Consider the following 26,850-nt stretch of genomic DNA (forward strand, 5'->3'; position numbering starts at 1 on the left):
GCGGTCGGGCTCGCTGGGGTCGCGGAAGACGGTTGCGCCGTTCGAGCCGTGCAGCCGGCGCTTGTCGGCGCCCTTGGTCGAAAAGATGCGGATGAAGCGGTCGACGTCCGCCACCTTGGTCGTTGCGAGAAGCATCTGATTTCCTCCTGTCGGTCGCGGCCACCATCGGTCCGTCGACAGGATCACGATGCGCGCCCCGGAGCGGGCGCACATGGGGTGTATTCCCTATGCCTGCGTCTCGCCCGGCCGGACAAGGCCATGCTCGACCGCGTAGAGTGCCGCGGCGGCGCGGGTGGTCACGCCGATCTTGGCATAGACGCTCTGGATATGGTGGTCCGCCGTCTTGGGCGAGATATCCAGCTTGCGCGCCGCTTCCTTCGCGGTAAGGCCGGCGGCGATCAGGCGCAGCACCTCGATCTCACGCGGCGTCATTCCGGCCAGCGGCCGGGGCGGCGCCCGGCGCGACGGCTGTCCGGCGAAGGACAGCACGGCCTCGGCGGCATCGGGGCAGATACAGCCCTCGCGAACGGCGGCGCGCAACTGCGTGGCCGCCGCCTCGCTGGACAACGCCTTGCGGTGCGGACGTTCCTCTCGCGACGTCTGGAAGGCTTCGGCGGCGGCCAGGATTCTTGCCGCCGGGGACAGGTCGGAGCCGTGGACCTTGCGGTGATAGCCCGAACCGTCCAGGCGTTCGTGATGGCGAAGCACGAGGGCGGCCATCGCCTCGCCCTCGCGGCCGAACGAGGCCAGCGCCCGCTCGCCATAATAGGCGTGCAACTGCGCCGCGTCGCGCTCGCGCACCGACAGCGGACCGTTGCGCATCCAGGTCGCCACCGGCACCACGAGTTCGCCTATGTCATGGATGCAGCCCGACCAGCGCAGCGCGCGGACGTCAGGGTCGGGCAGCCCGATCCGTTTCCCCGCACCCGTGGCCAGTTCCGACACCATCCTCGAATGGCCCTGCGTAAACGGCATGCGCATGTCGATCATGTCGGCGATGGCGAGGAACGCCTCATCGCAAGCCTCCTCATCCAGCGTCACCGGCGGATTGGGCTCAAGCGCCAAAATGGTCGCGCGGTCGACCGTCGCGCCGATGCCCTCCATCAGCGTCGGCGCGTTGGCCGAGACGAGCCGGGCCAGTTCCGCTTCATATGGGCCATCGCCGCGACTGGCGATGGTTTCGGCCATCCCTTCGATACCGACGGCATCGCAGAGCGCAATGGCATCCTGTGCCAATGTGATCAGGCGCACGGCTGGCAGGACATCCTCGCCGCTCAGCCCGCGCGGCAGGCCCTTGCCGTCCCAGCGTTCGTAGATCTGTCCAAGATTGCGTCGCATCTCCTCCGACAGGCCCAGCCGCTCGCCGATCCGTTGCGCGACCTCGCAATGCGCGGTCAGGACCGGGCGGGCCACGGCGATCGCCTGCGATAGCCCAGCCTCGATCGCCTTGGCCTGCGCGTCGGGCTCAAGATCGTAGTAGAGCCGCTTGAAAGCCTGGACGAAGACTCTGCCCAGCTCCGACCGGTTACCCATATCGAGACCGACAAGATCCTGGCGGAGCGCAATTTCGTCGCCGAAGGTGGCCGACAGGAGGTCCGTGTCCGCGTTGCAACCGACATAGCGGAGCATAGACTGGTGGTAGGCATTGCGCCGATCCTGCTCGGAAACGCCCGCAAGATCGGCAATCCGCATCGCAAGCACGCAGGATTTCAGTGCGAAGTCGCGAGAATGGCCGGTGGCAAGGTCCGAAGCATAAGCGAGGACCATCATGAAATCCGCCCGGCGGATCGAGACGTCTGTCATCGCCCACCTCCCAGTGGCTCTACGCTAGCCCCGCCTGCCGTTAATGCCTAGGGAAAAATCCCAACCCTGGTTGTGCTATCCTGCGAGAAACAGAATGTTCCGTTTGCGGGCCGCAAGGGGATAGGCAGCTTCAGGCTGCGGTTCCTCAAGAGCGGACATTCAGGTTGCGCGGGCATCGTCGTGAGATGACCGATGCCGGAAGCGAGGTCCGCTCGTAAAGCCGGCTGATGAGATGGAAGAGCAACTGCCCGCCGGCTTGGGCGAAGAGCTCATCGAGCACGACGAAGCCGAGCCGGCCCAGCTTGCTAAGCGCAAGGTTGCTCCGCGCAGTTTCTGTTGACGAGTCTCAGGCCCCTGTCAACGCACCATGGACGAGTGCGCGCAGCTCTTTGCGCACCGGAATGGCGCTTGAAGGCAGCAGTTGCGTGAAGAGAATGACAACCATGTCGTCGACCGGGCTTACCCAGAAGAAGGTGCCTGCCGCCCCGCCCCAGCCATAGTCGCCCACTTGCGCCGAAATTTGTGCCTTAGCCGGATCGAGGACGACGGAGCCCAACAGACCGAACCCGACGCCGTCAAACTGGGTTTCGGCCCAAACTTCGGTTGCCATCGAGGCAAGATCTCCCGGTAGGTGATTGCACGCCGCCAATCTCAAAGTGCGGGGACTGAGGATGCGTTCGCCGTTGAGTTCACCTCCAGCCCGCAGCATTTCGGTGAACCGCCAATAGTCGTCGATGGTTCCGACGAGCCCGCCTCCGCCGCAGAACGTATCAACCTTGCCTTGCCGCCACTCCGAAACCTCCGGCGCTTCGTGCAATGCCATTCCGCCAGCCATAGCCTCATAGAGCGGGGGAAAACGGCTGATCTCAGACCCCGGCACAGAGAACCCGGTGTCGGTCATGCCGAGGGGCTCGAAGATGCGAGTCGCGAAGTACTTGTCGAGCGTCATTCCGGAAACGACTTCCACGATGCGGCCGATGACATCGGACCCGGTGCTGTATTGCCATTTCGTGCCCGGCTCCCATTCCAATGGCAACTCGGCGATCCTGCGCACCATCTTGTCGAGCCCACCGTAAGCAAGGGCGAGGCCGAGTTTTTCCTTGGCATAAGCTTCACCGAGCAATCGGGGGTTCGTAAAAAGGCTTAGGCCGGATGTGTGGGTCAGCAGATGGTGGATCGTTATCTTCGTTTTGATGGGCACTGTTTGGTCCAGCGACGTTGCGCCCGGTATCAGAAGTTGCCTGTTTTTGAATTCCGGCAGGTAAGCTTCGACCGGATCGTCGAGATGCAGGCGCGCCTCCTCGTACAGCATCATCAGCGCGACCGCGGTGACAGGCTTGGTCATCGAGTAGATGCGGGCGATGAGGTCGCGCTGCCAAGGCCGCTTGGCTTCGACGTCGGCGTGCCCGGCGCAGTCGAAAAAGGCGAGTTCTCCATGACGCGCGATGAGCACCGCACCACCCGGCCAGCGCCCGGTGTCGGCATATCGCTGCATCCACCGCTTCAGTCGCGCCAGCCGCGCCTTGTCGAAGCCGAGGTCCGCAGGATCACGAACTGGTTCGCTACCAAATTGACTCATCGCGCAAATGTCCTGTCGCCGGCGAAGGCCCTTTGGACAATCCTGCGCTCTCCCCGCATTATTGCCAATAGTTGCCTGCTTGACCTCCAGTGAAGTTGCAGACGACGTCTGCTCTCAGGATGCCCAAATGCGGTCCCCTACGGCAAACTTCGGGCGCAAACGTGTCATCTCGCCTGTTCGCTCGAAGGCCGTTTTTGAGATTAGGGCTATGGTCTGCTCAACGACCGACATGAGGCGCATTTCAGTTCGCGGCCCCACCGGGATCGTGGGAGCCGCTTTTGGTCATACCTCGGTCGCCTCGGCTAGCTCTAAGGCATCTTCTACATCTACACCGAGATACCGCACTGTATTCTCGATCTTGATGTGGCCGAGCAGGATCTGAACTGCACGCGGACTGACCGAACGCGGCTATTGCGGCCACACTTTGCACACCAGAAACGGACGCAGCCGGCTCGAAGTCGAGCGCCTATGGGACGGACGAGTGCTAGTCGACCACAAGCGTCAGCGGCGCTGCGGCAAATGCGGCAAGGAAGTTGGTAAGCCAGAGCTCCCTTGAGGCCAATTCGGTGCCTCTCCCCACAGGGCGCCATTTCCGTTAGGATGCTCCGAGATGGCGGGAGGTATGACCTGGATCGCGTTCACCGTAGAATGGCTACCATCCTTGCTGCCGACGCAGTTGGCTACAGCCGGCTGATTGGCAGAGACGAGGAAGGGACACTTGCCACCCTGCGGACGCATCGTCAGATCATTGACCGACTGATAGAGGAACATCAGGGACGGGTGTTCGGGAGCGCTGGGGACAGCGTCATCGCCGAGTTCGCAAGCCCCGTCGAGGCGCTTCGATGCGCCACTGAAATCCAGTTCCAAGTCGGCAGACAAAATGCTGAGCTGCCCGAGTCGAGCCGCCTGCGCTTTCGCATCGGCATCAATCTCGGCGATGTTGTCGTAGAGGGCGACAATCTCATGGGCGACGGTGTGAACGTCGCCGCCCGTCTGGAGGCGCTGTCACCTCCAGGTGGAATATGCATTTCGGAAGCGGTCTACACGCAGGCCCGCGATCGGCTCTCGCTCGAATTCGTCGATCTTGGCGAACAAAGGTTGAAGAACATCGCCCGGCCTGTGCACGCGTACCGCGTGCCTCTCGCTTCAGAGGAGCAGGTCACGTCGCCTTTTCGAGGTCTCAACCCCTTCGAGTTCGAAAACGCCGACCTCTTCTTTGGCCGAGCTCGGGCGACTGCTGCCTGCATCGAACGCCTGGAGCAGCAGGCCGCCAACGGCAAGGCATTCCTGCTCATCTATGGTATGAGCGGTTCCGGCAAGTCTTCTCTCCTTCGAGCAGGGCTGCTGCCTTCCATCACTCGAACCGGTGCAGCGGCTGGCATCAAGTTTTGGCGCCGCTGCCTAATCCGCCCTTCCGACGCCCCTGATGCGGTCGCCTCGCTGGCCGCTGGGCTGCTTCGCGAAGGCGCCCTGCCGGAGCTGGCTTGCGAACCGGCAGCGCTGGCTCAACTCTGTTGGAGTTCGCCTGATCGAGCTCTGGCGCTCGTCCGCCAGGCTCACGCCAAAGCGGCGGCCGCCGCAGGTTCAGCCTCCTCACAAGTGCGATTGGTAGTGGCGATCGATCAGATGGAGGAGCTGTTCACGACGGAGCCGGCATCGCGCGAAGTGCTAGTACGGCTCCTCGCGGCACTCGCCAGCAGCGGACTGGTCTGGGTGATCGCGACGATCCGATCGGATTTCTTTCATCGTTGCGGCGAGGTCCCGGGTTTCTGGGCACTCAAGGATGGCCTCGGCAGCTATGAACTCCTGCCGCCGACCGGCGCTGAGATCGCCCAGATCATCCGCGAGCCGGCACGCACCGCCAGGCTGCGCTACGAGGAGACAGCCGAACGGGGCCGGCTGGATGATGTCCTGCAGGAGGCAGCAGCTGCTGATCCTAGATCTTTGCCGCTTCTCGAATTTGTGCTCGACGCTCTGTACGATGCGGGGCGAGAGCGCCGGATCCTCACCTTTGCTGCGTATCAGGCACTTGGCGGCTTGGAAGGGGCGATCGCGCGCCGCGCTGACGAAGTCGTAGACGCTCTCCCGCCGGACATCCAGGAGGAGCTACCAGTCGTATTGCGTGCCCTCACCACGGTGCGCCCAAGCGATGAGGCAGTTGCGGCGCGTCCGGCCTTGCGCGCGGAAGTCACGGGCACGCCTCAACGATTGGCTCTCGTTGAGGCGTTGGTCGCCGCTCGCCTTCTCGTCAGTGATGAGGATGCCGCAGGCCACGTCTACGTGCGCGTGGCACACGAAGCTTTGTTGAGCCGCTGGCCGCGCGCCAGCGACATTGTCAATGCGAACCGGAGCTTCCTCGAGACCCGCGCTCGGGTCGCGGCTGACGCCAACCGCTGGCATGCCGACAACCGGAACCGGGAGCTTCTCCTGCCGTCCGGCAAGCGGCTCGCCGAGGGCGAGGAATTGCTGCAGTCGAGACGGGTAGAAGTCGACGATCAGATCGTCGACTACATTGAGACGTCTTCGCGTGCTGAGGCGGATAGAGAGGAGAAGGACAGGCAGGCAGAGCGGGCACTCATCGAGGCGGCTGAAGCAGCAAAGCGGGAGCGCCTGGAGCGCGAGGCCGAGCGCCGCAGTCTTGCGGCCGCGGCTGCGAGCCGGCTCGCGCGACGCACGCGCTATGCGGCCATCGTCGCCACGGCGTTGGCCCTTATGGCCAGCGCAGGCGCGTTCTTCGGGTTCAGAGCACAACAGGCAGCAACACGGCAAGCCGAGTTGGCGATGGCCGCCAAAAAGGGGGCCCTTGAGGCGCGCGATCAGGCGCTGCGCAATCAGTCTCTTTCGCTTTCGTTTCTTTCGCAGCAGATCGCGGCGAGCGGCGATACGGAGGCCGCGATCCTGTTGGCGCTGGAGGCGCTGCCGAAGAGCGGATCGGGAGCCGCGCGGCCAAATCTCTTTGAAGCAGAGGCCGCACTTTTCAACGCTCTGTTGGCACACCGCCAAACGGCGGTGTTCAAACACGACGCCGGAGTGACGCAGGCAGCCTTCAATCGAACCGGCGATCGCATCGTCACTGCATCCTACGATAAGACCGCGCGCATTTGGGATGTCGCGAATGGTAAAGAGATTGCAATCCTGAAGGGCCACAAGGGACCTGTGGAGAGAGCCGGATTCAGTCCGGACGGACGCCGGGTCATTACAGCGGCAAGGGACGGGACCGCGCGCATCTGGGATGCCGACACTGGAGCGCAGCTTTTTGTTCTTCAGCCGGTAGGCGGCTCCTTTCCTACAGCAGTCTTTGACCCAAGCGGCGAGCGCGTGCTGACCGCGGCCGGAAACAATCAGGCTTCGCTTTGGGACCCGCGAACTGGAACGAAGATCCTGAGCGTAGACAGCCGTGGAGACGGATTGGCTGGCTTCAGCCCGGATGGTCGCAGCTTTGCGACCTCAGAAGGACAGACCGTTTTCATCTGGAATGCGAAAGATGGCGCGCTGATCCATCAATGTTTTATTGGCAGTTTTGCATCCAAGCTCACATTCAGCCCGGATGGAAGTCGGCTGTTGGTAGGCACGTGGTACACAGTTTCATTTGACAGTGTCCCCGCGCTTTGGGACCCATCGAACGGAACCGAAATCGCAAGGCTCCTTGGCCACAAGAGCGACACCCAATTACAAGGCGCAACGTTCAGTCACGACGGCCGCCGAATTGCAACGGTATCACTCGATGGTAGCGCGCGTCTCTGGGACGGAAACTCTGGAGGGCTAATTGACGTGCTCGGCCAAGAGTCCCCGAACTTGAAACAGAGTGACGCCGGGGACGACCGTGATCAGGAAATGAACAGCGCTTTCAGCCCCGACGATCGCCTCCTGGCCACCGCTTCCATAAACGGTCCGTTACGCATTTGGGACGTCGGTCGAGCGTCGCTGTTCGCCACCATCGCTGGCCATCGTGCCTTGATCGAGCACCTTGAGTTCGACCCAGTCGGTAGCAATATTCTTCTCACGGCTTCACATGATGGCACCGCTCGCCTCTGGGACGTCGACGGAATTCTGACGACTACCCTGTCCAACGCAAATCGTCCCACCTTCGCGGTGTTCAGTCCCGACAATATGCATCTTCTGACTGGAGGCGGGGACAGCGCTGTGCACCTTTGGGATGTGGTAACCGGTCGCAAGCTGGCCGACCTCGATACGCACGAAATCGTCCAGAACGCAATGTTCAGCCCCGATGGAAGTCGCATTGCAACTGCATCCCTCGCGGGCCGAGTCCTCATCTTGGACGTCGCGAGCAGGAGCGAGATCGCACGGCTCAAATTTCCAGGCGGGCTGTTTCAAATTCAGTTCAGTCCGAAAGGAGACCTCCTGGAGGCGAGTTCGACCGACGGCACCGCGCGGTTGTGGAACGCGGCGACTGGCGCCGAGGTCTCCACTATCCAAACCAGTGCGCAGGTTGTTTTCGACCCGGACGGTGATCTCGTCCTCGCCGCGACCAGCGACAATGCCGCGCACCTGTTGAAAACGGACGGGACCGAACTGAAGAAACTGGTCGGGCATGAGGGTCGAATAACCGGGGCAACGTTCAGTCCGGACGGCCAACTGGTCGCCACGGCCTCGCTCGACCACAGCGCGCGGATCTGGACAGTCAAGGACGGGAGCACCCTCGCCATCCTGAGTGGTCACCGCGATGAGCTCACCGAAGTCGAGTTCAGCTCGGATGGTCAGTCGCTTCTGACTGCCTCACGCGACGGCACCGCACGAATCTGGAGCGTCCTGGACGGAAAGGAAAGGGTCGTTCTCAGGGGGCACACCGGCGCAGCGACCAGTGCGCAATTCAGTCCTAACGGGCACTATGTCCTGACAGCCTCAACTCAGGACGGCACGGCCCGGCTCTGGGACGCGCGGACAGGACGCGAGATGGCAGTGCTTGCCAGTTCGAAGGATGAGCACAAGCGGCCGGCACCGATACGCGCGGCCTTCAATTCAGATGGAACGAGGGTCGTGATCGTGCCCTATGATGAAGACGTTCGCCTCATACGGGTTTTTCAGACATCCCAAGATCTCATCGATTTCGCGAAGCAAACTGTTCCACGCGAACTGACCGCGTGCGAACGGCGTCGCTTCTTCCTTCCCGTCGAAAGCGACCTTGGTGATTGTCCAAGCTGATGTCGCCCAAAGTCCATGGCCGGTGACGCTATCTCGACTGCTACGCCGTAGCCGCCGCAATCGCACTGCTTCCATAGTTTTGCGGGGGGAGCAGTACGCGAGTGGCCGCGCTACTTCCCTCGCTTTTCGATCTTTAGGTTTGGGAGGTCGGGTCGCTTGGATTCCACCCCGGTCTCCTTCAAGGCCGTGTATTCCACTTTTTGAGTAGCTTCTCTGTTTTGGCGCGCTCCTTGTTGAGAGCGTTCTGACCTTTGACCTTGGGCATCCGTCCTCCATTTGGTTCGCTGTCGTTCGCCAGAAAATATGATTGCCAGCGATATCGCGCGAGATGTCAGCTCTGAGGCCGCGGCAGAGATTACGTCAATGACCGAAATCGGGCGCGAAGCGGTCATTCGCCATGCGATGGTCAGAGGTCCTTTTCGGGTCATGAGCGTTGGTTCTGTGGACGCCGCCTTTCGGGAAAGGGATCCGGCGTCAGGAAGGTCCGGAATGGGTCCAGATCACCAGCCAAAGGTGCAAATTTGCCAGACTACAATCTGGACATTTCGCACAATCCGTACTATCTAGGGCGAGAAATATGGTACCAATGGTGGTCGTTATGAACGCTCGCAACTCGGCAGTTCGCGCAGATGCAAAGGTCGATCGTGAGACGGTCGCTGACATTCTCGATGTGTTATCGCGACGGCATCCAGGAATATCCAAGTCCGCTCTGAAAGCCGCCGGCAAGGCGGTCGCCGCGCTGACGGCGGTAACGTCTCGTCTGTCCCCTGCCGAGCAGCGCCAGATCGCTGCGCACGAACAGGCACTGGCGAGAGCAGTGGAGAATGTGGTTACGGAGCTCGCCCGACCCAGTAAGATACTTGCTCCAGTAGAGGTCGAAAAGCCCCTGGAGGTCAGCCAAGGCGCAGGCCGCGGGAAGGTCTTTGATCTTGAAGAGGGCCGGCTGCGCCTCGCTGGATATGCAACGCCGACACGCCTTGAGGATTGGGCTGGTCCTGTCGCCGGTCCCGGCGAGATCGAAAAGATGTTCGGGACGAAGCGTTCGACCCTGCACGATTGGCAAAGGCGGGGAGCCGTGATCGGACTGCTCAAGGGCGAGCGGAAGCACGTATTTCCGCTCGCCCAATTCGTCGACGGTCGTCCTGTTGAGGACATGGCCCGGATCACGAAGATCATCGGGAATCCTCGTGCGACGTGGCTGTGGCTGACCCAGCAGCATGTGAGCGACACCGGCGAAACTCCGCTCGACCGACTCAAGGCTGGGCGCATCGATGAGGTCGTCGCTGACGCCGAGTTCGATTTCGGCTGATCGTGGAGCTTGACGCCGAAGTCGTCGCGGACCTGGCAATTAGGTTCCAGCCGCAACACTACCTGCGGGCAATGCGACAGGAGTACGCAGCTACTCCATTGGGCATGGGGTTCGGACAATCGCGCTTCGCAAGCCCCGACCGGTCCTTCATGGTCCTCTACATTGCTCGCGACCTGGCGACGGCGATCGCCGAGACGATTATTCGCGACAGGTTCGAGGGAAAATCTTACCGCATGCTGCATCTCTCGGAAATCGCTGGCTGGGCCGTGTCCGAAGTCTCTGCTACGTCGCCCCTGACGGCGATCGACGTCCGGACCACCGGCCTGCTGCGGCTTGGGATCAGCACCGACGCTGCACGTGCCAAACAACAGGAGGAAGGCCGGAAGCTGAGCCAGGCTCTCTTTAACGGGTTCGCAGTTGACGGGATCCTTTACTATTCGCGGCTGACCGGAGCGGAATGCGTGGCGGTCTACGACCGCGCCGTTGAGGGCAGGCTCAAGGCCCGACGGGCCACGGCGCTCGAACGGCATGCCGAACTCGTGCCCGCGTTGAGGCAGCTGAACGTTCGGGTTATCCGCGGCGACCTTTCGTAAGGAGCCGTCGGGCTATCTCTAACCTAGATCACTCGTGCTGCGCAACGCGAGCGCTGGCGTGTGACGCAGGATGGCATGAAAACATCACATCTGGAGCAATGGCTGAGAGGGTTTAAGGCAGAAGTCTCGAAAACTTCCGCACCTGGAACGGTACACGCCTACATTGCTAGACGGCACGCCTCTGTTCCGGCAAAGCTGCGAATCGCGGGGCCACTGGCAATCCGCAGGTCGGTGGGTTCAGGCAATGCTCATTGAAAGATGGGCCGCCGACTTTCCTTTGGCCGTAAAGCTCGGCGGGTTGTCGGTCTCAATTGCCGTCTCAAATTGATCGGCGGGACGCGGATGGCTAGCACGCTGCCGTTCGAACGCACCAGCGTCGTCGGCGCCTTGCTTTTGTGTCGGAACAGAAGACTTGCCTTTGGGTGATCACCCGTCATGACTAGGGATGAAGCAGAACAGGGTGTTCGCTACTTTTGCACAAAATGGGCTGAAGAGCGCGGGCTTCCTCATCAGCCAGAGAATCCAAGATTTTCCGATTTCTTTTCTTGGCTTGAGCAGAAGTCGCCGGGCCACTTGAAATTCCGAAGCAGCACTTCGGTGCGGGACGACGTCGAGCGATGGTTCATCGACGAATTCAAGCAAGGTTGGCGCTACTAGCAAGCGATTTCCGGAGAGGCCGGTGCCGTGCTCCGGGCCACCTTCCGCGATCACGCCATACCCACTTCACTTGCCTCTGTTAGCTTCTTCCTGCGGCGGGAGACCCCAATCCCGCCTGGCCGGCGCCTAACAGGCAAATCTACCCCAACGCCCCCAAACGGCGCCGGCCACCTTCCCGCGAGCGACTGTCAGCCGCTCTAGTGGATCCCGCCAGGAGGTTGTAGATCGAGCGTTCCTTGACGTTTATATGCTGCCCAAGCCTCGGCAGGCACTGCCGAATCCGCCCGGGCCAGCCAGTCCGCGCGCTCAGTCTCGGTAAGTGAATTCCACCACTGCATGCCGGCTATTTCATCAGCGGTCGGATTCCGGTTCGGTTCGTCTGCCATTTTCTTATCCTTGGATAAGACTTGAGTGGCGCAGGCCCGCAACTATCAGAACGGCCAAAAGCCGGCCAAAAAAGCCGGCATTTTGGAGTGCGCCCCTGAGGGTGGACAGATCGGGATGTGTGGATTGACCAGCCTTCCGGGTTTTCGGAGAGAGAACCCATGGCAAAGCACCGCAGTCACAGCATCGAGTTCAAACGCCAGGTCGCGCAGGAGTTCATCGCCGGCGAGACGCTGCACGGCTTGGCTAAGCATCACGATGTCTCGCGCAACCTGATCCGCATCTGGGTGCGCAAATATGAGCAAGGAGCGTTCGACGATGATGCGCAGGCCGCTGACCTGATCCAGGAATACGAAGCCCGGATCGCAGCGCTCGAACGGTTGGTCGGTAAGCAGGCTCTGGAACTGAGTTTCTAAAGGGGACTCTGAGAAACGCACCGCGGCCGAGAAGCGGGATTACATCCGTCATCACCGGCCCTGCGGCATCAGCGTTGCCGAAGGATGCCGGTTGATGGGAATCGCGCGCTCCACCTACTACGATCCCCTGGAGAACCCGGCCGACGACACCGCGATCGTCGAGGCAACGTTCTCGATCAGCGACGAGTTCGAGTTCTACGGTTATCGCCGTGTCGGTGCTGCGCTGCGTCAGCAAGGCCTCGTCGTGAACCACAAGAAGATCCGGCGCCTGATGCACGAGCATGATCTGCAGCCCAGGATCAGGCGGCGCTTCGTGGCCAGCACCGACAGCGATCATGATGGCCCGATCTTCCCCAACCTGGCCAGGGACATCGTTGCAACCGGCCCGAACCAGATCTGGGTCTCCGACATAACCTATGCCGCGCTGCCGACCCGCTTCGTCTACGTCGCAGTCATTCTCGACGCCTGGTCGCCATGATCGCCGGTTACGCCATTGGCCGATCGATCGATGCGCGGCTGACGATGGCAGCCTTGAAGGCGGCCATTGAACGGCGCCAGCCGCCGTCCGGCTGCATTCATCATTCCGATCGGGGCTCCCAATACGCTGCGCAGATTTACCGCGAAGCGCTGGAAACAAACGGCCTGACGGGCTCGATGGGCCGCAGAGGCAATCCTTACGACAACGCCAAGGCGGAGAGCTTCATGAAGACGCTGAAGGTCGAGGCGGTCTACCCGATGGCCTTCGAAACCTTCGACGACGTCATTGATCACCGTCCCCGCTTCATCGAGGAGGTCTACAACAAACGCAGGCTCCATTCGGCGCTCGAATATCTGAGCCCGCAGCAGTTCGAGAATCAACCCATCCGGCAGACTGGCAAATCAGCAGCCTGATATCTGTCCACCTTCAGGGGCGCACTCATTTCGCTGCTCCACTGCATGAAATTTTGGTACCAGCCAGACACCGTTTCCTAAGCAACCTGCAGTGCGCCCAAGAAGAAAACGAAACAGATAGCTTGCCAAACCCCTCGTCACCTTTCGGGTCGTTGCTCTGGTAAACGTAAACCTGTCGATTGAACGTGGTCCTCTAACGGACCCGGTCGTCGCGGTCGCGTTCCCTTCTTTATAGTTCGTCGCGCCCAACTCCTCGAGGCGAGGGATATGCTGTTGCGCCGGATCGGTCCGCGTCGTTTCGCTGCCGCGTTGTGCGGCCTCCTTGTCGCTGTCTAACTTATCCTGCAGCCGATTTGTAGCATCTACGGTCGACCCAGGTCGGACGGTTCGTCCGGCCGGCGCTCGGCCTCCTCGGGGCGACGATCTCGCTGCTGTTCGGTCACGGCATCGACATTTGCAGGGGTTTTGCCCTGCACTTCTGCCGGCCCCTCTCGGGTCTGCTCTGCCGCCTCGATAGCGCGCTTAAGCTCCGGATCGTTCTCGGCTACCTCGCATATAGGTGTTGCCCTGGACGGCAAGCTCCGCCGCGCGAGCCAGTCCGCGCTCAAAGTCAGCTCGGAATAGCCTTGGAGCAAATTATCGATGCCATCAGAGACATGAACGCGTCGCTAGACGACCAGCGATCAAAAACCGAGGCCCGCCTTCCAAAGCTGACGTAAGAGACACATAGCCGGTCAGCCCAAAAGAAAAAGGCGGCTGGAGAAGGGCGTCGTTTTGCGGGTATCTCCGATCGCCTAGACTCAATCAGGCGACCTTGAGATCCTTCATCGCCTTTTGAAAGACATCCTTGATTGGCTTGGATATATCTTCGGCAGCCTTGGTCGTCACGGCCTGAAATTCCTTGGCCTGCTCTACGGTCAGTTCGACCTGCTTGCGCAAGAAGGCAGCCTGCAGCTCGAGGAACTCGGAGGGCGCCCTCACGGCAACCAGGGCTTCGAGGTGCGAGAAACCGGCTTCGGCATTGGCGCGCAGAGCAGCAATTGTCTTCAGCGACAGCTCGTTGCCGACGGTCTTGGAGGTTTGGAGGCTCGACTGCAGCGCCTTCTGGGTCGTCTCGGTGCCTGAGGCAAATTTCGCATAGGCTTCTTTCGACTGCTCGAGGCCCTTTTCGGCGACAGCGCGGATCTGGTCGGTAGCCATCGACGGGTCGAAGGTCGGGAATTCGGAATTTTCAACGGTGTCAGCGGTCTTGGCCATAGTTTCCATCCTTTTCAGCGGGCGGCCCTTCACAAAAGCCGTCTCATTCATCTACGAAACTGACGTTACGGCATTTGTAGTGCATTGCAATATTTTTGTGCGGCGCACCATCCTCTTTATCCCAGCGTTAACCCGCTGAACTTTTCGCCTGCCGAGGCATGATCCATGACGACAATGTCGCCGGGCTTGAGGGTGGGACGAGAACTTTGTCGTCATAGATTTTTGAACCTCTCGCCGTTGATCGGTCCGTGGATGAGCGATGGTGCATCGACACGGTCGTGGCGCAGCGCCGCCAGGAAGGTCACGATCTTCCAATGGTCGTTCGGCGCCTTGGCTTTTATCCTCTCGCCTCGCGGTGCCCATGCGGGATCTGGTGTGCGCCTGCTCAGCGGCGGTCGATACACTGGTCATGCATCGTCAGCAGGTTGGCGGATTCATGCTCAAACATGGTCGTCGATTCCCAGGAAACCTGGACGATTCGCTATCTGCGCTGAGTTCAGGAGCAACGGTTTTGAATATCCAGCGCAGCAACTTGCCCAGATCGAGCATAACCGCAAGACGGGCCACCTCGCGCCGCCCAGCGTAATCAGCCAGTGCGTTCATCACGTCAGGATCAAGATGCGATCACCGAGCGAAAGGTGCAAATGTCGCTCCGCTGACGCTTCAAAGCCAAGCCCGCGCGCCTCACCGATAAGAGCTTTAGCTATCGCGTTGGCGGCATCGTCGCGGTGCCTTCGGAACGTCGAATCCCACCCGCGGCGCTCGCACTTGATCTCGGCGCGGGTTCTCCCTTGTCTCATCGCCCTGTCAACGCCTTGCAAATGAGCGAAACCAAGCTGTCGCGCGCTCGCTTGTGGAGTGCGCCTTTCGGCCGCCATGCAAGGAAATCATCAACGCTCATCCAATCAACCGGGTTTGTGTCGGCGTCTCGCTGGCTGAATTCCACGTACAGATGCAGTTCGTCCGGCACGAAGACGACCCTCCACGATCCTTTGATGTCATGGCAAGGTTGTAGGCGAGGACGGTCATGGCGGGGCACTCCTTTCGCCGTGGAGCGTGCCTATCTCATGGGAAAATTGACGCTCGCGCTTTCTCAAAAATCCAACGTCCGCGTGATGCCGAAAGGTGCAGCTAGCTTTTTGTGTATCTCGATTGGGAACACGGGACCGCCGCGAAAGTTCGGTGCACGCAGCGAATCCTCCCCCTCCAGGTATTGCTGCAGATCGGTATCCCGATCGGCCCGCGCTCCCCGCAAGGGCGCGGGCCTCGGCCTGTGGTGCTCATGCCATCTACTTCGATCCGCAAGATGGAATATGATCTGGATAGAAGGACCCTCTCGGTGTGGTTCGTCGCCAGCGGGAAGCGGTACGAGTTTGAGGGGGTACCGCCGGAAACCTTTGCCGCGTTCCGGGCCGCGTTCGCCAAGGGCCGCTATTTCAACGACCACATCCGCAACAATTTCCGCTACCGTCTGGTTGCGAGCGATAGCGACCCGGGATGACCTGACCTGCCGGCGGCTCAATCGTCCTGTCGCTCCAACCGGCGGTTGGTGGACGCGTTGCCGCTGTGGCGCTTAGGGTTGGTTACGGTCCGCGCTCACTTGGCAAGCCCACCCCCCGCATCCCCCCGCCTGGTGCAAAGCGTTTGATCGCTCCCGCCGTTCTGGCAGTGCGGCGGGACTTTTTTGCGGTCCAGGTGGAGCATCGGCGCGCGGGGAAGGCGCGGTGCACGCAGCACCCTTTTCTCATCCAACGTACGTCGGTGGCGCGCTGAAGGGTCTCAACGTCGGTCTGCCGCCGGAGCTCAACTAGCTGGACTATTGCTCGACCGGAAGCGGCTGGTGCTGCGGCTCAGCGTGGTGGAAGACCTGTCCAAGATCGCGCGCGTCGAACGTTTGGCCGCAGACTGGGCAGTAGACGAAGTGCTTCGATTCGTCCTCTACCGGCCGTCATGCGGCCTGCCCTCATAGCCTGTCGCGATGTTGTCGGTTCTAATCCGGGCATCGACAAGTCACAGGAGCGGAAGAAGCTCGAACGCCGAGGCTTTACCCCAGCCAGATCGACGCCGAGATCAGCCGCTATGCGACGGCGATCAGCCGCATCCTTCATTCTCAAAAGCAATATGGCTCAACACCGGATAGCGCCGCACGACCGAGGGAGCAAGCATATCCGTCCGCGAAGCGGAACGGAGTGGGGGTGTGGGGCCTCAAGCCCCACGTCTTCCTTATGTTGGCGCTAGCGCCGCGCGCGCGATGGCAGCAACGTGCAGCGACCAGTAACGCTGTCCGGCTTGGTAGGTGCGAGCGTTCAGCGCGGTTGGTATGCTGCGAAGACGTAACCTTGCACCTCGACCAAGGCGATCGGTCCTTTGGGAACAGTGCCGTCGGTATGGAAGATCGCATCGGCACTGTCCTTCCAGCCCTGATTGAAGAGGCCCGTACGCGCAACGATCGCCTTCAAAGCCAAATCGTAGGTGATAGGCTGGTCGCGCAGCCATGGTCCGAACTCGCGATGAGGCACTGACGGCGTCCGGGTGCTCGCGACGTCCTGCCTCAACCGCGCAAGCGCGTCATCATCGCCGGCGAGCGCCATAGCCAAACCGGGAGCGCTTATTCTCCACGGAACACCGGGCATTGTCTGGTTGTGAAGACGGTGCTTGATCACCAGCCGCCTGAGTGTGTCTTCGCTTACGTTGTAGTCGTACCTGAACAGATCAATGGCCCTCTGGACCGTGATCTCCTCTGCCCGTGGGATGTAGAGCGGCCGAAGCCGTTCGCCTGTTTTCGGCGCTGTTTTGACAGGGCGCGTATTGGTCATTCGGCCCATCGCGCTTTTCTGCGGCCCGCCGTTTCGCCCGACATCAGGGAACGATATCTTCCCCCATGTATTAGAAACCCATGGACACTATGGAACCCCACGGCCACGGGATGGCAGCCGATCTTTTGACATCGGAAGTTGCCAATGCCAGGCAGCGCATCCACCGGACCGAGCTCGCGCTTCAACGCACTGAAGAAATGCTGGCCGAAAATCTCGCGCTGTGCGGCAGGATACGAACTGCGGTCGAGGCCGCAGACCGCTTGGTGAAGATCGATCCCCCAGCTTTGAAGGACGTCGCGCGGATTGAACTGGGCCGGTGTTTCATTCGTCGCGACCTTCAGGCCACCCGGCGCCACCGCTCGCGCTCAAGCACGGCGGCAACCAGGTCGACAGACGGCGAGCGCGGCTCATCGTGCGCGGCCTGGTGCTCGCGAGGAACCTGTCATCGGGCATGCGCTCCACTGCCTCGGCGACATGCGCGAGCGACTGGTCGATCCAAGCGGCGGCGGAACGAAATGCGTCAGCTTTGGTCATCCGGGACCGAATAGTCTCATTTGCCGATAGCGATCCCTCGTGAGGCGCCGGAGGTGCACATAGAGGATGCCGGCAAGGGCATGCCCCTGATGAACGCGGCCGCGCAGCTCATTGACGATTGCCATGTATGCGCCGAGCGGGATCGCGTCGAAAACCTCGAGCACAGCAGCCATGCCTTGCTACACCAGATCCGGACAGGCCCGCGGCTAGTCCGAGACGGCCGGTCAAGCTGCTTTCCTCAATCAGGGCATGGTTGCCGCGGCCGTCAGATCTCTACGTCGAACTCGCCATAGAGCGAGTCAACTCGCGTCGGCGTCTCCGCATGATCGACGCACGATGTTTGCACAAAAGTAATGGCCGCTGCAAGAGTGATGCACGATGGACAGTGGTGGGGCACGCATTGACGAGATGTCAAGCGTTCAGGATTTTCGCTTCCTTGGCGGCGCTGAGAAATGCCACGCGCGCTATCTCCGGTGCGCTGCCGCCGCCGAGCACCTTCATGCACGCCATGCGAGCCTGGATGCGGCGCCCGGTTTCTCCAATGGGCCAGCGGTAAAGCAGCATTTCGGCGGCTTCGCGGGTGCTCGAAACACTGACTTTGCCCGAGGACAGCAAAACGGTCACGGGCTCTTCGAACGTGCCGACGTCTCGTTCGCAGGTCATATGCTGGTCTCCTTTCGCAATCTCCCCAAGACCTTACGGGTGAACCATCCGTTCCGTTGCGTCACGTTTGGCCCGGTGGGCGAACATTCTGTGAGGATGGGACCTCGTCCAGAGCGCGGGCTTGATCGCTCAGACTAGACTCGGCAACCCGTTGCGGTCCTCAAATAGCGAGAACCGTCCTTATCGTTACGAGCCCGCTATGCCTTGGTCAGTTGCCGGCGCTGATATCGGAAACGAAGTCAATACTCATTTCTGGGGATGTCCCTTTGCAGTTAATTATGAGAATCGCATGTCAATCATTTCAGTTGGTTAGCTGTGCACTTAATTTGAAAACGTGCACTTAATTTGATAATCATACCGGGCCATTCACATTTAATGTGAGAAGCAGCGTCGGCAACGTAACGGGGTCGAATTTCCCGAAGACAGGGTATGAACTTCAAAGAATTCATGATCTTCACGCTGATGCGATTACAGTTAAATTGAGAATCCGGGCTGCCCCATTCTCGCAACTAATTGCCAAACCTAACCGAAGCGACCGCATTCTCATCTTAACGCCAAGCGACACCAGGGAACAGGTGAAGATCCACCGCGGCGAAGTTCGAATTGCGCGATGCCGATGACAGCTCAGCGCCAGATTGCGGTCGTTCAGATTGGCGTTGCGGAACCCAACAGCTGACATTCGTAGGCGAGCGCGAAAGTTCACCGCCTGACAGCCTCCGAATCTTTAACACGTGCGAATCCAGGCGGCGCGTGCAACATCAACATGGCGCAGGCTGGACTAGACTAGGATATCGGACCGTTCGCGGACGCGGCATAATTTCCTCAAGCCGCGCCACCAGCCTGTCCCTGAAACTTCGGTCGCGCGCCTCCGCCGTGACGGCTAGGCTAGGCTTAGGCGGACAGCGAGAATGGCCGACATTCGGACTTGCACTCAGCCCGCGACGTCACAGGGTCGACAGGTCCACCACGTCGACGAACACGGTGCGGTCGGCCAGCTCGTCCGGTGCGTCGATGCCGAGGGCGGTGACGTTCTCGGTCATCTCCTCGACCTCTCGGACCACCAAGCGCAGGTCACCCGCTACGCCGGAGGGCACCACTACGGCCAGCGCGTCACCGACGACGCCCGTCGCGGTGCTGCCGGACACGCGGTTCCAGGAGGAGAAGCTCAGGTCGCCCGCGGTCAGTGAGGTCAGGTCGCCCGCGGTGACGCCGGCCGGACCTGTGAGGCGCTCGAGCGACGCGAACACTCGGTTGGGCTGACCCGTAAAGGCGCGGGCCAGCCCGGCGAGGGTCACCGTGAAACCAGCGCCCTCCCGAGCAACGGTGAGGGTGCGGTCGGGGAGCGCGGGCGCTAGGTCGGTTGCCACGACCGACGACATCCGGAGGTCGAGGTCGGGGCCTACCAGGCTCTGGTCCTGGAACCGAGCGAGCGCCAGCCGCACAAAGGGCGCGTACGACGCAGACGCGACGCCGGGCAGCTCGATGTCGGCGTACCAGTGGTCGTTGTGGAAGAACACCGGGTAGACGAGCGCGCGCACCACCGGGCCCCCGGGCGCAATCGGTACGTCGACGGCTTGCTGGGCACCGGTGAACTGCGCTTCGGCCGCGAGCGCGGGCAGCGTGGACGTCGCGTGGATCGGGTCGCGGTTGCACCAGGTCACCTGGTCGCGCAACTCCGCGGGCAGCGCGGTCTCCTCCCACGGCCACAGTATCACGGCGACCGCCTCGCCCTCTCCGGTCGTGAACCAGGGACGGGCCAACTCGACCCGAAGCCGGCCACCCCGGCGGCGGCGCGTCACGGTGCCGGCGGCTCGGTCCTCTTCCCAGCGGAATGCGGGGACCACCGAGAGCGGGACCAGGGCCCGTGGTCGGGCCGTGCTGGGCACGGAGACATCTTCCAGGGTCCCCGGCAGCTCAAAGAGGTCGTTCCTGGTATCCGCGAAGCAGTCGCGGAAGCGGCTGATCGAAGTCAGGCCGAACGCCACCGTCCGGTGCTTGGTGTCGCCAAAGTCGTGGCTTACGGGCGGGAGCGCCGTGCTGCCCCGGGGCAGGTTCAGCTGTGCCACCGACGCCGAAGCAGTCGTCGGCTCGGCCGAGTCGCCCCACTCCCGCCAGGTCGCGCCAACCCGCACAGAGCCGGTGCTCGGCACGTGTATACCCCAGACCGGGTCGTCGGTCGGAAGCAGCCGGGCCACTGTTTCGTCGCGGGCGCGGTCGACCTGCGCCGTACCGTGCGCGGCGCGCAAAGGGAGGCGGACGGCGTGCGAGGCGAGCAGCCGGCGCGGCGGGCTCAGCAGGGGGTGCCGGCCTGTCGACATGGCGGTCTGCGCTGCATTTCCGTCGGCGTTCGACGCTAGGCCCTCGGACAGGAAGCGGTTGAGGGCAAAGTTGTCGATCCAGCCCGTCAGAACCGTAGAGGTCACCTCGACCTCGACCTGGCAGCCGGGTGGCAGCTCTATCTGTACGCGCGGCGACGACGACCCGTTGGGTGACCCGGGGTCGTCCTGGGTCACCCAACGCACCCTGGGCATCGACTGCGCCGGTCCGGCCGTCACCTCGACGACCTTGCTGGCCCGGGTCGGCCAGGCGCCCTCCCACGGTCGCTCGTCGTGCACGTCCTTCGCCAGCAGGCCGGGCTGCGCCAGGATCGCCACTCCAACGCCGAGCGCCGCAGGGTCGGGCAGCTGCGTCACCGGCTGGCCGTTCAGCGATACCTCCCCCGCTTGACCGTTGGCGAACGCCAGCGACGCAAGCGACAAGCCCTGCTCGTCGGTCAGGCGCAGCACGCCGTGCTGCTCGGCGAGGGAAAAGGTCGTCACCGGCGCCACGACGGTGCGGTGGTCGTTGACCGGGTAGACCGGGTCGTCGGCAAACGGCACCGTCGTGAATGCGTCGCCGTCGGGCTCCGACCGGATCACCAGGCGTTCCAAGGAACCTCCAGGGCCGAGAACCGCAGCGTCGATGCGGAAATTCCCCGGCTGAAACGCGTCCGCGACCATGAGTCCGGGAGGAACGACAACCTGGGGCGGCGGGACTGGCTCGTAGCGCACATAGGCCGTAGTGCTAGCTGCGTCACCCACCGCAGGGTCCCGCAGAGCCAGCCCGCCGCCGGCGATGTCGGCCACCCGGGCCCGCAGCTGATAGCTGCGTCCGAACTCCAGCTCCACCAATGAGGCGTCTACCACGCGGTATTTTACTTCGAAGTCGTAAGGCATCTCCAACGCCGAGCGGCGATTGGGGCTGGGCGCCCCGTCCAGACGCTGACGCGGCACTGATAGGCTCCAACCATCCCATCGAGCGACGACCTCGTCGGTGCGCAGGCCCTTCTCGTCGATCACGGCCGCGTGCGCCTTGACGTGGCCCTCCTCGTCAACGACCTTGATCTCTGGCAGGTCTCCGATGCGATAGGTGGCGTTGCGGCGGTGCAAGGAGAACCACGTGTCCGTGTCCTCCACGCGCACGTCGATGCGGTAGCCTAGCACCAGATCTTCGGCGGTAAGCACCTTGTCGGCCAATTCGTCGGCTGACGCGGCCAGGCTCTGCGCGCTGCGCTGGGCGAGCTGCTCCTTACGACCGACGCGCGTGAGCATCAGGCCGGCCGAGCGCAAGGGCGGAAGGCTTGGCCGCCCCCCGTCGGCCGGTGCGCCCTCCGCCCGGCGCGACCGGTCGGTGGCGAGCATCCGTGCAGCCCCACGCAGCTTGCCCACTGCGCCGTCGACGTCGAAGCCGACGATCCGCCATCGCTCCTCGTCGCGCAGGTCAACCACGCCGCGGCCGACATCGCCAGACGCCGTCGGGAGGAACAGATTGCCGTCGAACTCGTACCTCGTCCAACGGGGTACGACGTTCACCGGCGAGCCGTCCCATGTCACCGACACCTCACGCGCGGCCGCCTGCGGGAGACCCTCCAGCTCAAGGTCCACGATCAGGCCCAGGAGCCTCAGCATCTGCGGATGCTCGCGCAGCATCGCTACGGCGCGGTGGAAGTCGGGCGCACCTACGCGGCCTACGGCCGTGTCCCGCTCGGTCTGCGTGGGCCGGGCCACCTCGCCATGCCACTTGTCGAGTTCGCGCTCGACCGCCTCGGGACTGCCGATGGCCATTGCGGTGTTGAGGTAGGTCTGCCGCACGGCGGCGGCGTCCTTGGTCGTCTCCAGAACGGCCGGTGGGTGGTAGCCGCGGGGCGAGGCCGTGGCCGGGGTGACACTAATCGTGCCGAAAAACGCCTCCCAGACGTCGGTGCGAGCCACGGAGAGGAGGGTCGCCGTTGGGCTGCTGGCGTCCGCGGTGGTGCTGCCTGTCGCCCTCGTGTGTACGGCGAATCCGTTCGCGGCGGCGTTGATGACCGATGGCCAGTCACCCATGCCCGCTGTCGCGAGGGCCTGGGTAAGACGCGGCGTTATCACGACGCTGAGCACCGCTTTGCCATTGCGTACCCGGCCACCGGGCACGGGGATCAGGGTCAGTGTACTCACGGCAGCGCTCCCTCGTCGAAGGCAGCGCGATATGCGCGCCAGGCGTCGACATCGAGATGGGTCACCGCGCCACCGGTGGCGGCGAAGCCGAGCCCCAGATCGAGCCCCAGCGCCGGATCGAGCGCGAATCGGGGGCCGGGAGGTATGTTGGGCGGCGGCAGCGGCTGGTTCACCTGCCGGTCGTCACCGCCGATCGTCCACTCGCCGCTGTCGATCTCCACACTGTCGCTGAACAGGAACAGATCGATCTCCAGCACAAGTGTGGCCTGGCCCACGAGCGCTTCGCGGTCCGCCTTCCAGGTGAGGGTGACCAGCAGCTCAATCGAAACTGACACCAGACCCAAAACCTCGACCATCCCGCCGAACCTCAGGTAAGCCTCGAGGTCAAATTCCTCGTCCTTGACGACGCGGATGCCGCCCATAGCGTGTACTTCGCCGGAGGCGACGATGAAGTCGATCTCAAGGCTGGCCCCGAACTCTAGGGCGATCTCCAGCTGTCTAAGGCCGGACTTGTCGAGCACGATGTCGACATACCCACCGCCTCCGAGCGCCAGAACACTGACGTTAAATGGGTCCTGCCGGCTAGCAAAGGCCAGCCCGATGCTGACCGGTCGTTCGTCGAACGGCACGTCGACGAAACCGTGGAACGTCAGTCCGGTGAGTTGGAAGCCACCGGTCGTGACGTTGGGCACCGGCAGGTCGAACGTTGCGGTGACCCCCGTGTCGGAGGCGTGCACGCCGGGAGTCCCGCCGGCAAACTTCACGGAATTCTGCAGGTCCTCAAGCAGCTTGAGGAAGCCGAAGAACTGGGCTCCCTTCAGATCAACGTCAATTGATGGGACGTTGCTGCCCTCCTGTAAGAACTCGAGCCTTTTAAAGCGGACCTCAAGCAGCTTGTCGTCTTCGTCGGTGGTCGGAAAGGCAAGGGCGACGTTGGACACGGTGCAACGAACCCGGTGCTCGGTCGGCGACAGCACGACCTCGATGTCCATGGTGGCGTCGTCGGCTGCCAGGAAGGAGTCCTTGGTCTGCAACGGCACTTGCAGCCACGTCATGGTCACCCTGGGCGGGCGCCCGGGAGTCGGGTCGGCGAGGATCTCCGGCGTGCCAGTGAGCGCGGCGTCTTTGATCAGGTCGATGAGAGAGAAGCCGAGCAGTGATGCAGACTCGTCGAGGAAGCTTGCGGGCCTGAGGTCGCCGCCGGTCACCTGGGCGAGGAACGTCGCCGCGTCCACCGGCCCGCCCGCCCGGGAGACTGCGTTGATTTTCAAGTCCGGGGCCGACAGGCCTCCGCTGCGCGACGAATTGCCGGAGAACCGAGCCGTCACTGCATCGACGTTTTTCGGAGTGCGGAAGAGCAGCCTCGGGTCGGGAGCGCCGCTAAGCAGTTCGGTGCTCAGCGCCATGCGCAGGACGGGTGTGGAGGCGGCGACCTGACCGGACAGCGTCCCGATCTCGGGCAGGGCCATCGCAAAGCCCCACCGCCGATCAGGAGGGATGTCTTCATCGGCCTCGGGTGCGATCCCGAGTCTCGGAACGAAGCCGCCGTCGCGCGGCTCGCCGACGATATGAAGGCGACGTACCTCCGGCCGGTCAGTCGCCTGTCCAAGCCCGGACCCCACCATGTCGATGCGTGTAGGGGCGATCGCCACCTCACCGTCGCCGGCCCTGATGTAGGCGGCTTCCACCCCCGTCAGGATCTCCGGATCCTCCAGCGAGCGGTACGACGGGTGGAGCAGGCCGTCGGGCCTGCGGATGTCGGCGACGAAGACGACCGGCACGTCCACCTGTACCTGCGCCGAGGCAGCGGACAGCAGGATCGGGAAGCGCAGGGGGGTATCGACGCCACCCGGCACCATGAACACGTCCACGGGCACGTTGGTGAAGAGCTGCAGCGCCCGCAGTTGCTCCTCGATGCGAGCGATTTCGACGAAGAAATCAACATACTGCGAGGCGGCTCGAGCCACCTCGTCCGCGATCCCTCCGCCGCCCAACGCTAGGTCTTCCACCGGCAACTGACCCGCGATGGGACCCATATCGCCGCCGTCGATCGTCTCCCTGAGGCCCCTAGCGCACGACCTAAATCGAGACTGTGTCGCGATGAGCTCGTCGACCCCTGGGACGGGGAACGTCTTCTTTCCCTCGAAGACCGGGTCTGCGCCGAAGTCGACCAGGGTCCGTTGGAACTCCACCCGCTGGAACGGGAAGGCGCGCGAAGGGGATAGGTCGCGGACGGGTTCGGTAATGATCAGTACCGACCGCTTCCGCAGGTGGGCCACCGAACCCTCAGCGGTCGCCTCTAACTGGCGTTCGCTCGTCTCAACATACATGGCGCGGTTGCCGTAGGGGTAAATTACGCCCTGGGTCGCCGTCCGCACCTTTTGGTCACGACCGAGGGTTGCGACGTGGTCCCACTCGAACGTCGGCCACGTCCCTGCAACGGCCAATGTGCCGCCTAGCGCACTGAGGCGCAACCGGTGGATATCCGCCGTTGCCTCCTCTCGCAGAATCGTTGATCGGGACGGTCCCGAGAGACTGGTGCGGAACGGATCGCGGTTGTCGACGGCTAGCGGTCGCAGGGTGAGCCCGGCGGGCTGGCCAGAAACAACACCCGATGCCGAGATACTCGTGTTCCAGAGCCCGACCGCGCCGCCTGGGCCTTGGACCGACGTGGGCGCATGGTCGAGACCAATCGCGACTTCGCCGTCACGGAACGGGGTCATCAGAAACCGATAGGGTAGCTCAATCTGGGTGCCCGTGTCGGTCGCATCGGACGAAGGAACAAGCGCACCGTGCAGCAGTGCCTCCAATACCCCCTCGACTGTGAGAGGTACGCGGGTGCCGGCTTCCAAAGACACCACGACGCGGCTCGGACCGGACGCGCTCGCACTCCAGACCGGGACTCCGCCTGTGAACTGCGGGTCAATCGACGGTGTGGCCGGCCCTCTCCCGTCGACCACCTGTTCGGCCACGTGCTGTGGTGGGAGCGTCACGCTGAGCTGCGCACCCCCGCTGGCGACCAGCTCAGTCGGCTCCCCGGGCTCGATCTGGACTGCGTCGTTCCATCGCAGGCCCATGAGCACGAGGTCATCGGGACGCCGCGCGAGAAGGTTGGGGTCGACGTTCGCAGGCGTGAAGGTCTCCGGTGGGTATGGTGGCTCGGCCAGCTTGAGTAAGTGGGGCGCACTCTCCCAGCCGAAGCTGCCATCGATCGAGTGCTCGTTCGTTAGGGTCCACAGCTGGTAGGAGAATGAGCCGTCAGCGGTGCGGGACAGCGTGTTCATCTGGCCCTGCGAGGGGCTGCTACTGTCGTCCGGCGAGGTCAGGGCGAGCCAGACTGTAGTCGGCGTACTGCCCCCCTCCAGATCTTGGGGGCCCAGCCATCCGAAGGGCGGCTGGTCGTGCAGGTCCCATCCAGACAGCTGGGGTGCACCGGCACCGTTCGTGCTCGCGATCAAAGTTAGCCGGCGCTCCCCCGGGCTGATCAGGGTCAGCTCGCCCGGCTTCGCACCCGGACTTCCTACTCGCACCTCGTCGGTGAACCAGGTCTGGCCGTCGAACCCCCAGTGGATGGGCACCCCGTCGTTGCGGACAGCGAACACGTCCAGCCGACGCTCCCCGCTCCATAGTGCGGTGGGCCGACCCTCGAGCCTCTGGCCGTCGACGGAGCGCGACAGGTGCTCAGACGCCCAGCCGCCACCGCTCTGGAACCAGTGTCGCAAGCCGTTGTTGTCGGTGTCGACCGAGAACACGTCGATCAGGCCATCGGGCCGGCGAACGGCACAGGGTCGCTCCGAAGGATCGGCAATGTCCTCGGTGAGGACATGCGGCCCCTGCCAGCCCTCGTCCAGCGAGGTCAGGAACCAGCGTCGCATCGGGCCGTCCAAGCTCGGTGCGAACACTTGGAGCGCGCCACCGGACACGAGCACATCAGGATCCGCCACCGCCAGCCCAGGCAGGACCAGCTCTTGCGGCGCTCCCAAAAGCGCGGGCTCCCCCGCTGCGGGCCACACCCAGTCGACCAGCCGCGACCCGACCCGGCCGACGAGATGGAGACCGCCCGGCCCGAACGTCGCGATCGGGTCGGTGTCGAATTTACCCCCCAGATCCTCGGGACCGAACATCAGGTCCCCATCACTCGGCCAGAAGTGCTCGACGTTGCCGTCGTCACCACGCACGAAGGCGTGCAGCCTCCACTCGTCCCACATAGCGACCGAAACGCGGTGGCGGAGGGTGGACTTGTCCATGCCGCAACTCCCAGACGAAGGGACTGGATCAACCTGTCATCGAGCCGTCGTCATCCCCTGTTG

Annotated in this window: 17 protein-coding genes and 3 pseudogenes; 7 read left to right on the forward strand and 13 right to left on the reverse strand. The window is 62.8% G+C overall.

Annotation, left to right across the window (positions count from 1 at the left end; genetic code table 11):
• Positions 1-225: 225 nt before the first annotated feature.
• The 4 genes and pseudogenes from NKH93_RS30205 to NKH93_RS30220 form a co-directional block, all read right to left on the reverse strand.
• Positions 226-1,803, reverse strand: coding sequence for an HD domain-containing phosphohydrolase (locus NKH93_RS30205; protein ID WP_352509707.1), 1,578 nt, complete (start codon positions 1,801-1,803; stop codon positions 226-228).
• A gap of 199 nt (positions 1,804-2,002) precedes the next feature.
• Positions 2,003-2,104 (reverse strand): annotated as a pseudogene (locus NKH93_RS30210) (IS21-like element helper ATPase IstB); the annotation flags it as partial.
• 45 nt (positions 2,105-2,149) lie between these two features.
• Entirely contained in the window at positions 2,150-3,382 is a 1,233-nt protein-coding gene (locus NKH93_RS30215) for a serine hydrolase domain-containing protein (protein ID WP_352509706.1), read from the reverse strand.
• A 282-nt stretch (positions 3,383-3,664) separates the two neighbouring features.
• Positions 3,665-3,787 (reverse strand): annotated as a pseudogene (locus NKH93_RS30220) (tyrosine-type recombinase/integrase); the annotation flags it as partial.
• Positions 3,788-4,030: 243 nt separating this feature from the next.
• Between NKH93_RS30220 and NKH93_RS30225 the strand changes: the two are divergent.
• From NKH93_RS30225 to NKH93_RS30235, 3 genes are all read left to right on the forward strand, one after another.
• The gene (locus NKH93_RS30225; protein ID WP_352974775.1) at positions 4,031-8,545 is read left to right on the forward strand and encodes an nSTAND1 domain-containing NTPase; all 4,515 of its coding nucleotides are present in this window, start codon (positions 4,031-4,033) and stop codon (positions 8,543-8,545) included.
• Between the two features lie 598 nt (positions 8,546-9,143).
• On the forward strand, positions 9,144-9,854 hold the full coding sequence (locus NKH93_RS30230) for an antitoxin Xre/MbcA/ParS-like domain-containing protein (protein WP_352974777.1): 711 nt from the start codon (positions 9,144-9,146) through the stop codon (positions 9,852-9,854).
• A gap of 104 nt (positions 9,855-9,958) precedes the next feature.
• On the forward strand, positions 9,959-10,447 hold the full coding sequence (locus tag NKH93_RS30235; RefSeq protein ID WP_352974849.1) for an RES family NAD+ phosphorylase: 489 nt from the start codon (positions 9,959-9,961) through the stop codon (positions 10,445-10,447).
• A 426-nt stretch (positions 10,448-10,873) separates the two neighbouring features.
• On the opposite strand, the gene NKH93_RS30240 is transcribed toward NKH93_RS30235, so the two are convergent.
• The gene (locus NKH93_RS30240) at positions 10,874-11,158 is read right to left on the reverse strand and encodes a hypothetical protein (RefSeq protein WP_352453834.1); all 285 of its coding nucleotides are present in this window, start codon (positions 11,156-11,158) and stop codon (positions 10,874-10,876) included.
• 491 nt (positions 11,159-11,649) lie between these two features.
• Here NKH93_RS30240 and NKH93_RS30245 point away from each other — a divergent pair, with 491 nt between their 5' ends.
• From NKH93_RS30245 to NKH93_RS30255, 3 genes are all read left to right on the forward strand, one after another.
• The gene (locus NKH93_RS30245; protein WP_352509701.1) at positions 11,650-11,904 is read left to right on the forward strand and encodes a transposase; all 255 of its coding nucleotides are present in this window, start codon (positions 11,650-11,652) and stop codon (positions 11,902-11,904) included.
• 94 nt (positions 11,905-11,998) lie between these two features.
• Positions 11,999-12,382, forward strand: coding sequence for an IS3 family transposase (locus NKH93_RS30250; RefSeq protein ID WP_352509700.1), 384 nt, complete (start codon positions 11,999-12,001; stop codon positions 12,380-12,382).
• Positions 12,379-12,795: an integrase core domain-containing protein gene (locus NKH93_RS30255; protein ID WP_352509699.1), complete on the forward strand. Its 417-nt coding sequence runs from the start codon at positions 12,379-12,381 to the stop codon at positions 12,793-12,795. The genes NKH93_RS30250 and NKH93_RS30255 overlap by 4 nt, the downstream gene beginning before the upstream one ends.
• 804 nt (positions 12,796-13,599) lie before the next feature.
• Here the strand turns inward: NKH93_RS30255 and NKH93_RS30260 are convergent.
• Both NKH93_RS30260 and NKH93_RS34400 read right to left on the reverse strand, forming a co-directional pair.
• Positions 13,600-14,061 (reverse strand): phasin, encoded by a 462-nt coding sequence (locus NKH93_RS30260; protein ID WP_352974851.1) that lies wholly within the window; start codon positions 14,059-14,061, stop codon positions 13,600-13,602.
• A gap of 102 nt (positions 14,062-14,163) precedes the next feature.
• Positions 14,164-14,429, reverse strand: a pseudogene (locus NKH93_RS34400) (IS630 family transposase); the annotation flags it as partial.
• 905 nt (positions 14,430-15,334) lie between these two features.
• Between NKH93_RS34400 and NKH93_RS30275 the strand changes: the two are divergent.
• Positions 15,335-15,553 (forward strand): KTSC domain-containing protein, encoded by a 219-nt coding sequence (locus NKH93_RS30275; RefSeq protein WP_023722567.1) that lies wholly within the window; start codon positions 15,335-15,337, stop codon positions 15,551-15,553.
• 805 nt (positions 15,554-16,358) lie between these two features.
• Here NKH93_RS30275 and NKH93_RS30280 read toward each other — a convergent pair.
• From NKH93_RS30280 to NKH93_RS30305, 6 genes are all read right to left on the reverse strand, one after another.
• Positions 16,359-16,868 carry a hypothetical protein gene (locus NKH93_RS30280; RefSeq protein WP_352974853.1) on the reverse strand — a complete coding sequence of 170 codons (510 nt, stop codon included), beginning with the start codon at positions 16,866-16,868 and terminating at the stop codon, positions 16,359-16,361.
• The gene (locus tag NKH93_RS30285) at positions 16,865-17,224 is read right to left on the reverse strand and encodes a hypothetical protein (protein ID WP_352974786.1); all 360 of its coding nucleotides are present in this window, start codon (positions 17,222-17,224) and stop codon (positions 16,865-16,867) included. Before NKH93_RS30285 ends, NKH93_RS30280 begins: the two co-directional genes overlap by 4 nt.
• A 174-nt stretch (positions 17,225-17,398) precedes the next feature.
• Positions 17,399-17,575, reverse strand: coding sequence for a hypothetical protein (locus NKH93_RS30290; RefSeq protein ID WP_352528379.1), 177 nt, complete (start codon positions 17,573-17,575; stop codon positions 17,399-17,401).
• Positions 17,576-17,813: 238 nt separating this feature from the next.
• Entirely contained in the window at positions 17,814-18,026 is a 213-nt protein-coding gene (locus tag NKH93_RS30295; protein WP_352517489.1) for a DUF982 domain-containing protein, read from the reverse strand.
• A 983-nt stretch (positions 18,027-19,009) separates the two neighbouring features.
• The gene (locus tag NKH93_RS30300) at positions 19,010-22,540 is read right to left on the reverse strand and encodes a hypothetical protein (RefSeq protein WP_352974789.1); all 3,531 of its coding nucleotides are present in this window, start codon (positions 22,538-22,540) and stop codon (positions 19,010-19,012) included.
• Positions 22,537-26,787 (reverse strand): PLL family lectin, encoded by a 4,251-nt coding sequence (locus NKH93_RS30305; protein ID WP_352974791.1) that lies wholly within the window; start codon positions 26,785-26,787, stop codon positions 22,537-22,539. Before NKH93_RS30305 ends, NKH93_RS30300 begins: the two co-directional genes overlap by 4 nt.
• Positions 26,788-26,850 lie beyond the last annotated feature (63 nt).

It is taken from the genome of Mesorhizobium sp. M0954, assembly GCF_040319155.1.
Lineage (GTDB): Bacteria > Pseudomonadota > Alphaproteobacteria > Rhizobiales > Rhizobiaceae > Mesorhizobium.